The following is a 2539-nucleotide window of genomic DNA, read 5'->3' on the forward strand; positions in this document are numbered from 1 at the left end:
ACAAACACCAGTTTGAAACACCGGATCGCTACTACGCTACAGCCTTGCATGAACTCGGTCACTGGACGGGACATGAAACACGCCTGAACCGCGATTTGGCGCATCCATTCGGCAGTGAAGGCTATGCGCGTGAAGAGTTGCGTGCCGAGATTGCGAGTATGTTACTTGGGCACGAACTCGGTATCGGTCACGATCCCGGTCAGCATGTCGCATATGTCGCATCATGGATCAAGACACTTGAAGAAGACCCCACCGAAATATTTCGTGCTGCAGCCGATGCGGAAAAAATCCAGGACTATGTACTGGCATTTGCCAGACAACAGGAATTGGTTGAACAGGAGGCCATTAAAATGGATGAAATCAGACAAAACATCGCAACCTATACCGCTAACCTCGCCCCCGATCTGGCAACAGTGGCACAGCACAACAACCGGCAACTGCAAAAACTCGTCGAACACCTGCCAACACAAGAACAGAATGCCCTGTATCTGGTCGCCGATGCGCTAAAATTCTGCAGAAACTTAAGCATCGATAATCTCGAGTTTGAGGAAACATCACAGGACAAGCTGAGATTTATTATCCCCGCCGACTGGAATGGGCGTATACAGATTCAAGGCAACGTTTTAGAAGCGAATGAAAATGATAACGGTACTGGTAACAGTCATGTGGTGCCGGCAAAAGAATTGGGTATCGATCCTGAATTCTGGGGTGTCTATGTACAGCGTAACGATCAAACCTGGGTCTGGTTATCAGATTTTAATGTGGAACAACAGGCTGTCGATACGGCTGAGAAACTCGCATTGATCGATGCCATGACCGAGCGTAATGAATATGAAAAGACCGTCAAACTCGCGCGCATTGATGAATTCCGGATTCGCAACAATCCGCACAGCACCGAGGAAGAAATTGACGCAGCCAAAGAACAGCGCAAACACGCTGAAATGCTGGCCATGCAAAACGATGCGGACTTTAACAAAAGGAGGCAGACTATGGAAACCGGCCTAATGATTGATGCTCACCAAAATCAACACCAAAACACTGAAAAAGAAAGTGATCATACATCACATGCATCGCGCCAATACTTGGTTGTACCGTATAGCGAGAAAGACCAGGCAAAAGCGGCAGGCGCGCGTTGGGACAAGGTGGCCAAGGCGTGGTATGTGGGTGAGAGTGCAGATATTCGCGCATTGCAACGCTGGCTTCCGGAAAATGTTACTGTACAACAGAATCCTGCTATCGATGCACAAGCCGAGTTTGCTGCTGTACTTCGTGATAACGGTTGTATTGTTGACGGCAATCATCCTGTTATGGACGGCTTGTCACACCGCATCAAGGTTGAAGGGGATAAGCCCGGTGAGAAATCCGGCTTTTATGTGGTACATATGGACGGTCATCCTGCCGGATATTTTAATAATCACCGCACCAAAGCCGAGATACGCTGGAAAGCGAAAGGTTATTCATTGACTGAAGCGCAAAAGGGAGCCTTTGCCGCACAGGTGGCGATCAGGCAGCAGGAACGCAAAGCCGAGCTACAGGTGCAATATGTCAAAGTCGCACAGGCCATCAAAGAACTGCTTACCATTGCACCGCAAGCTCATGTTGATCACCCTTATCTGCAGGACAAAAATGCAAGGCCAAACGGATTAAAAGTTGTGCCACACAATACGGATGGTTTGCCCCAGGATTCCATCATCAAAATCTGCCAGAACCGGCAGGCAGTCAAATCGGTGCGTGATGAACATCCTGACAGTCTTGTATTTGTCGCCGGTGATCTGCTGTTGCCGATTTATGATACACAGGAAAAACTGTGGAGTGCGCAGACGATACAACCAAACGGCACCAAGCTCTTTGTGGCTGGCAGCCAGAAGGAAGGCCACTTCCTTGTGGTGGGTGGTAATAAGCAAGGATTGGTTGGACTGAAGGCATTAGACAAAACCAAAGCCATCATCGTCGCTGAAGGTTATTCCACTGCAGATACCGTATCGCAGGCCATGAACTGTCCGGTTGTGGCGGCATTCGATTCGGGCAATCTCATACCGGTAGCACAACAGTTGCATGACAAATACCCGGACAAACCCATTGTTATTGCTGGTGATGACGATCAGCACCTGGTTGCGCTGAACGGTAAAAACACCGGACGGGAAAAAGCGCTTGAAGCGGCACAACAAGTCAACGGCGTTGCAGTGTTTCCGGCCTTTGCTCTCAATGAACAGACATCGCACAAACTCAGCGATTTTAACGATCTGGCCAATAAAAGCGCATTGGGCATGCAAGCCGTCAAGCGGCAGGCGGGCGCCGCAATCGAGAAAGCGATTCAGCAAAACTCGATTCAGAAACACCAATCCCAGCTTGAACACGCCAAAAACCAAAGCCAGCAGCAGACCGAAACAAAAGCAAAAAAACGGGTTCTGGTTTAACACTGACAGGAGGACTAACCCAATGGGATGGACTCCTCCACCCTTAATCGGCATCAATGTGCCAGACTAGAGTAACTATCAACTAGTCAAAGAAGAGAGGAGTCCGAGATGAACATTACACG

General features: G+C 49.1%; 1 protein-coding gene. It reads left to right on the forward strand.

Annotated elements, in window-relative coordinates; genetic code table 11:
* Positions 1 to 2417, forward strand: a 2417-nt coding sequence (locus BMY62_RS16300; RefSeq protein WP_177170427.1) for a zincin-like metallopeptidase domain-containing protein, incomplete at its 5' end; no start/stop codon positions are given.
* Positions 2418 to 2539 lie beyond the last annotated feature (122 nt).

Source organism: Nitrosomonas marina, from assembly GCF_900111605.1.
GTDB lineage: Bacteria > Pseudomonadota > Gammaproteobacteria > Burkholderiales > Nitrosomonadaceae > Nitrosomonas > Nitrosomonas marina_A.